This window comes from Candidatus Zixiibacteriota bacterium, assembly GCA_021159005.1.
In the GTDB taxonomy this organism is placed as follows: Bacteria; Zixibacteria; MSB-5A5; order UBA10806; family 4484-95; genus JAGGSN01.
This window is the reverse complement of the sequence record JAGGSN010000218.1, coordinates 1-7,275: the sequence shown is the minus strand read 5'-3', so window position 1 is coordinate 7,275 and position 7,275 is coordinate 1. Positions and strand designations below refer to the sequence as shown.

The window sequence follows — 7,275 nt, the reverse complement described above, 5'->3', positions numbered from 1 at the left end:
TAACATATTACAGCGCTGTGCCTTATCAAAACGCAAGTGTTAAACTCCGGCTATATAGGCACTTAACAATGTATTTAATGCTTGACAATATAATTATATGAATTATGTTTAGATGGGAGTTATAGCAACTGTATATTTTTATAAGCAACTGAGAGAGTATAGAAGCGTGAAAAAAAACAGTATTTTAGAGGTAAAATACTCAACTTTATTTGATGAATTTACGTAGTTAAGTCAGTGGTTTAACAGAATAAAAGAAAGGTGGAAGCCTATGATTAAATTGTTGAAAATTTCTATCTTGCTATTAGTTTTTACAGGGATACTATTAGCACAGCCGGTTTTGGAGGTTAGTCCGGCCCCGCTTAAATTTGGCTATATTTCAATTGGGGGCGGTTCTCAGCAAAGAGACCTGACGCTGAGTAATACGGGCAACCAATCTCTTTTTATATATTCCTGCAGTTTTGAATCGCCATTTTATATTTCAATTCCGGAATCTCTGGTAATTGCTCCCAGCGACTCCGTAATAGTTGCTTGCACGTTTACGCCAAGTTCTGAAATCCCTTATAACGATGATATAATCTTCTATAATAACGGCGCCAATCCCGAATATAACCTGGATATATCAGCTAATGGTACCAGAGCCTTCCAACCGGGAGAAAAAATCTGGTCATTTCAGCATATAGAAAATGTCGAATGCGTCGAGGCAGTTGATGATTACAACGGTGATGGAATACCTGATGTCATTGCGGAGGGCTTTGATGCGGGGGCGGTAGGCGATCCCTTAGTTTGCCTGTCCGGTTCGGGAAACGACTATACGGAAATCATTTGGTCTGTTCAGCCTCAGGGCGGCCCTTCTAATTCCGGCGGTTGGGGCGATAAGTGTGTAGCTTATACTGATGATTTGAATGGCGATGGCTATAAAGATATTCTCCGAGGCGGCGCCTGGGGAAGCAGGACTATTTTTGCTATCGATGGACTGACCGGAGCTGCTATATGGTCGTATGATACTTATACATATCCTCCAAGCGGCTGGATATATTCGGTTGCTAAAATCAATGACTTAAATGGCGATGGTATTTCTGATGTTCTTGCCAGTGCTGGCAGCGATGCTGATAAAGCCTACTGCCTTAATGGCGCAACCGGAGAATTAATCTGGCAATATACTGCCGATGATGCTGTTTCCCAAATAGCCCCGCTGGCTGATATTAATGATGACGGTTTGGATGAAGCGGTATTCGCCTCTATGGATTATGGTGAATTCGTTTACTGTATTTCAGGAGCCTCTCACGGATCAGGGATTCCGCTTTGGATGTTTAACACGAATGCCAACACCTTTTCGGTTTGCACAATTAAGGATATTGATGATGACGAATATGATGATGTTATAGTAGGCACCTGGAGCAATAGAGGTATTATGGCTTTTTCGGGTCATCGATTCGGGCAGGGTATGATACTTTGGGAAACACCGCTAAACACATATATTATGAAAGTTGTTTCTTGTCCCGATTTAGATGGCGATGATTATGAAGACGTTTTAGTAGCTTCATGGAGCAATTATGCTTATGCTTACTCAGGTGTTGATGGTTCCGAAATCTGGCGCTGTGGCTGTTGGGATGATGTCTGGGCAATCGATTATGTCGATGATATAAATGGGGATGGCATTCCGGAAGTTATTGCCGGTTCGTTTGCTCATGAAGTATTTCTGATTGATGGAGCCAGAGGTATTCATTTATGGCAATGCAATGTAGGCGCCAAGCCGTTCTCGGTTCGCAATATCGGGGATGTGAACGGCGACGGCTTTGAAGACATTATTGCCGGCACGCAGATGCTTGGCGACGAAGGCGGTAAGGTTTTTGTTATCTCCGGCGGAGAGCCGCAATCCTCTATGGATGAAAACCCTGCTGTTGTTCCAAAAGATTATTTAGCCTTATCGAACTACCCAAACCCTTTCAACAGCAGTACGATTATTCAATTCAATCTTGAGCAAGCGGTAAATTACAAGCTGACCATTTATAATATTAACGGCAGGTTTGTTGACCAGCTTAGTGGCAATGGTCAAACCGGAGTTAATACGGTCAAGTGGGATTTATCGGATAGGGAAAATATTGTTAGCGGCGTATATTTTTATCAGATTGAAGCTGGCGATAAGACTGGTCATAGCAAGATGCTGTTTTTGAAGTAATTATTAGAATTGCATATTTTAACTTAATGGAGGTTTAGCTAAAAATATCTAAAACAGAGCGGCTAAATAAATGTGAGAAAACGATAACAATAATTGGTTTTTGTCAATAGCCGCTTGGAAGTTGTTGTCAATAATATGCTTGACAAGTAACGGTAGAGTCCTTACCTTGACTTTGGGAAAAAGTTATGCAGGGGAAGGAGTATAGTGTTTTCATACTCCGAAGAATTTGTTCTTTAATATAATTATTGTAATTTTTAGAAAACTTAATCATCTAATTTAACTTAGTTTAATGGGAATCAGGAAATTTAAGATTTTTTAAAATGAAGGAGAAATCTATGAGATTTGTTAAAATTAGCGCATTAGCAATACTAATTGCGCTAACAGCATTCAATTTTGCTTATGCCGAATGGTCGGGCGCTTCCGGCGAACAGTATATAAGCTCATTTGCTCCAACTAACACAAAAGTATATTGTCCGGCGTTTGCAGTTGGGCCAAACTATGAATTGTATGCTGTATGGGCTCAGTCAGATTATCCTATTCCCTACGAAGTACATTTTTCTAAATCGACTGATAACGGCGTAACTTGGAGCGGCACATCAGGGGATCAAATGATTAGCGCTAATGACGGCGACGGCGTGTATAACATGGGCATCTATGGCGCGCGCCGAATTGACATTGCCGTAAACAGCGTTGGCTGGATATATGTTGTCTGGCCGGAGGATTATATCACCGCCAACTTTGATACCACTATCGAAATCATGATGGTAATGTCCAGTGATGGCGGAACTTCTTGGGCGCATTCAAATACCGATTTTCCAATAAGCGATACTACGTCATTTGTTACTGCGAATTCCCCGAATATAGCCATTGATAATGATGACAACATTCATGTTGTCTGGAATCAGAAAAATGCTCAGGATACATCCAAGATATTTTATTCCATGTCATCCAACTATGGCGACACCTGGACAGGCCGTTCTGCGGATCGTTATATTTCTTTTCGAAACGGCCATCATTCAGCTATGCCCGATATTGACGTTGATGTTAATAACAATATACATGTCGTCTGGCGTGACTATTATTCAAGCACTGATTGCAGAATCCTTTATGGTGTATCTACTGATGGCGGAACGTCATTTTCAAGCGAGACCTCAGACAGTGTGGTATCAATAGCCACCTACTCAATAGTCTATCCCCAGATTAAAGCTAAGCCGTTTGCCGGGCATGTGCATATAATTTATGCCTACAACGATACGGCGATGTATGTGGGCACAACCGATGGCGGAGCGAACTGGAATGAGACTATGATTTGGGCTGGTCAAAGCTATGACATGTATGCTCCCGATATAGCGGTTACTACCACCGGCACAATGATTGCAATTTTGGATGAACAGCCTCCCGGCTCCACTAATCGCCAGATTTATGCCAGCTATTCATTCGATTACGGTTTACACTGGTCGGCGGCTCTCGATCCGGTATCTAATTATGATCCCGTGCCTACCTTTGACCGAACATATATACCATCGGTGCTCATAACTAATACGGATGTTTTACATTGTTTGTATTCCACGAATTACCCGTCAAGCAGCAACAGCTATCAGGAAATGGCTTACAGCCGAAGCGATAGTCTGGGCACATTGCCCGGAGTGATTTCGGGAACCGTAACCGAACTTGACGGAACAACGCCTATCGATTCGGTAGCGGTTACCGCTTACGACAGCGTTATGGTCGTCTCCGGTACTGATATTACTGATGTCAACGGTGATTATTATATGGCTTTATCACCTGGTACTTATTCGGTAAATTTCTCCATATATACTCATCATGATTCAACTGTAGCTGGCATATTAGTTGAGGAAAATCTTGTTGCCGGTTTAGACATTTCGCTAAATCCCATGCTGGAAGGAATTATCAGCGGCTATGTATATGAGGAAACCGGCGCTAATGTTTTGGATTCGGTTATAGTTGAGATTTTGGACGGACATGAAGTTTTATGGGCAACCGATACTACCGATGCGGCGGGCTATTACGAATTTTCGCTTTTCCCAAATACTTATGATATCAGATTTTCAAGAAATCTTTTTGAGGATACAACTGTTACGGGACAGATTCTGACTGAAGGCGGATTTATCAATCTTGATGTCAATATGTCCTGGGCTATCCCAGCTGATGATATTGGATTGGTATCTCTTGATGCGCCAATTGATTTCATGCTTATTGATGAGTCTTATACGCCGGCAATTACAGTTGAGAATCCGGGCTATCAACAGCAGACTTTCGATTTGAATTTGACCATAGACGACGGCCTTGATAACGACGTATACAATGAAACAATAACAGGCATTGTGCTCGACAGCTTAAGTTCAGCTCAACAGGTTTTCGGTGTCGATTTCACACCGGAAATGCCCGGCGATTATTATTTCTATCTAACCGTGATAAATCCTGATGATGAAGAAACTTCAAACGATTCGATGACTGTAACAATAACCTGTTATCAACATCAGGGGGTAGGCGGTCCGGATAACTATGGCCACAGGTTTAAAGACAATACAGTGCCATGCGGACCTGTTTTTAACTGGATTGATATTTCCAGCACAGGAACTCAAATTGAACCAGGGAGCCATTACTTCATGTCGGATCCTTTATATCTGGGATTCCGTTTCGAGTTTTACGGCGTAGAATTCGATACAATCTGGGTTAATTCGCACGGTTCGGTTCATATTGGCCATCGCAGCAGTTGGCTGATGACGAATGATTGTCCTGTTCCCAGCGAAACAACGCCGTATGCGCCAATGGCAATGGTAAATTGGAATGAAGCGAAAGTGCAGTATGAAATTGGGCAGGGCGTATATTACCAATATTTCGATGAACCTGTCAACGATTACACTATTGTCCAGTGGAATGTGTCATCCTACGATGATGACGATACGCTTGAATTTGAAGTGATATTTTACGAAGACGGCACATTGCTTTATCAATACAACAATGTTTCGGAACATCTGCCGAGCGGCCAGGGACAGGAATCAACAATTGGTATAGAATATGATGTTGAAGATCCCTATACTCTTGATGGTTTAAGCTATCTTTGCGATGACGACAATCCCGCAAACAGGCTTGTCGATGGGTTGGCAATACTCTGGCATGAAGACACTGGAGTTCCCGGCGTTATAACGGGTGTTGTTACAAACGCTTCCACGGGCGATTCGATTGAAAATGTCTTTGTTGAAGTAGTAGGCTTTGGATTAGACGGTTATACCGATGAAAACGGTCAATATACTCTTTCGGATGTTGATGCTTGCACTTATGATGTCGAGTTCTCGCACGATGATTATAATGATACTACTATTGCGGGAGTTATCGTTACATCCGGCAATACCACTGTGCTCGATGTTGAGATGAGTCCGGCGGCTCCGGATTGTTTTCAATATATGGCTGGTGATGTCAACCAGTCATTGGGTTTGTGGATACCGAGAGTAATTGGCGGTGATGTTACCTTTTTAGTTAACTATTTCAAGGGTTCGACTGCTTCGGTTCCATGCATGATGCATAATTCGGAAGCTGCCAATCCATATTTCTGGGCAAGCGCAGATGCTAACGGCGACTGTATCGTAATGGGCAGCGACGTTATCAAGCTTGTAGGCTATTTCAGAGGCGCCCAGGATATCCTGTGGTGTGCTGATTACTTGCCTTGCTGGCATCCTGTTGATCCGACTTTCGATCCTCCACCGGCAACTGCACCTACTGGTTGGCCAAACTGTGCAACTCCCCCTGTTCAGGGCAGAGTTATACCGAATGGTTCCACCAAGTAGTTTCTGATATTTAAACTCAAAGGCGGTCGCAAGGCCGCCTTTTCATTTTATTGAAAAAAATCGAAAATAATGTTTGCTTTTGTCGCTATTATTAATTAACATGATTTATCCTATAAAAGCCGCAATCTATGCGCTTTTACATTATGCTTTCTAAAATTTATTCTGGAGAAAGTCTGGGAGAAAAATCGGAGTTGAATAACTCTGTAGATTGATTGAAGTAATTTACCAATGCTTACGAATAGCAGGCTTGGAGGTAGTATTAGAAGTTGTTAATTTGGCGCACCCGTGAAATAATAATGGAACTTAAAACAATTATCAGCGTTTAAATATGCAAGACCTTCGCATACATAATGCATTTGAGGAGTTAGAAGTTGCGCTGGTTTGAAGCCCTTCTTTTTCGATAGCTGTTTGATGCGGGAATTGTTGGACTTTTAGCTTGCTGAATTTGATTCTATAAAGGAAACTTTGACATGAACAACCATGAACAGGAAAGGCTTTGTATATTAAGCCTGAAACAAACTAAATATATTGACATCTGGAATATGCAGAAACAATTGGTGCAGCTTCGTTATGAAGAAAAAATTCCTAACTGTCTAATTATAACCGAACATGAACCGGTTATTACTATGGGAAGAAACTCATCAAAAACCGATTTGCTGGTTTCGAGAGCCGAGCTTAAAAAGCAGAAAATTGAAATTTGTCAAATTGAACGCAATGGGGGTATTGCTTATCATGGTCAGGGTCAATTGATGGCATATCCCATAATCGATCTTAGCGCCCGAGGTAAAGACCTTCATAATTATTTTAAAGATCTGGAAAGCATAATTATATCCGTGCTAAAAGATATGAACTTGATGGCAAACACTCGGAAAACAATGACCGGAGTATGGGTTAAAAATCATTTGATAGCGGCTATTGGCGTTGCTGTATTCAGATGGATTAGTTATCACGGGCTTACGATAAATGTGAACAACAATTTTGATTATGTCAACTTGATTAATCCGTGGGGAATTGAGGGTTTTCCTAACGGCTCAATTTCATCGATGCTGGGGACGAAAACAGACATGGGCACAGTAAGAGAAATCCTAATTGACAATTTTATAAATCAATTTGGATACAAACCGGAAATTGTAAAAGATATAAAAGAGATAATCGGCAAACAGGTTACTGTCTGATAAATAAAATCTGGCTAATATCAATATATTAAACCCTGTCAATTTCTATAATTTATATAAAATTCGGATTTTTACTTGTCATAAACTTATATTTTGCTGTCGAAGAATTAAT

The 7,275-nt window shown here is 41.3% G+C and carries 3 protein-coding genes; all 3 read left to right on the top strand.

Annotation, left to right across the window (positions count from 1 at the left end; translation table 11 throughout):
* The first annotated feature begins 268 nt into the window (after positions 1-268).
* Positions 269-2,179: a T9SS type A sorting domain-containing protein gene (locus tag J7K40_14580; GenBank protein ID MCD6163624.1), complete on the top strand. Its 1,911-nt coding sequence runs from the start codon at positions 269-271 to the stop codon at positions 2,177-2,179.
* 335 nt (positions 2,180-2,514) lie between these two features.
* Complete coding sequence (locus J7K40_14575; protein ID MCD6163623.1) at positions 2,515-5,988, top strand: carboxypeptidase regulatory-like domain-containing protein; 3,474 nt, start codon at positions 2,515-2,517, stop codon at positions 5,986-5,988.
* Between the two features lie 470 nt (positions 5,989-6,458).
* Positions 6,459-7,163 (top strand): lipoyl(octanoyl) transferase LipB, encoded by a 705-nt coding sequence (gene lipB / locus J7K40_14570; protein ID MCD6163622.1) that lies wholly within the window; start codon positions 6,459-6,461, stop codon positions 7,161-7,163.
* Positions 7,164-7,275: the final 112 nt, after the last annotated feature.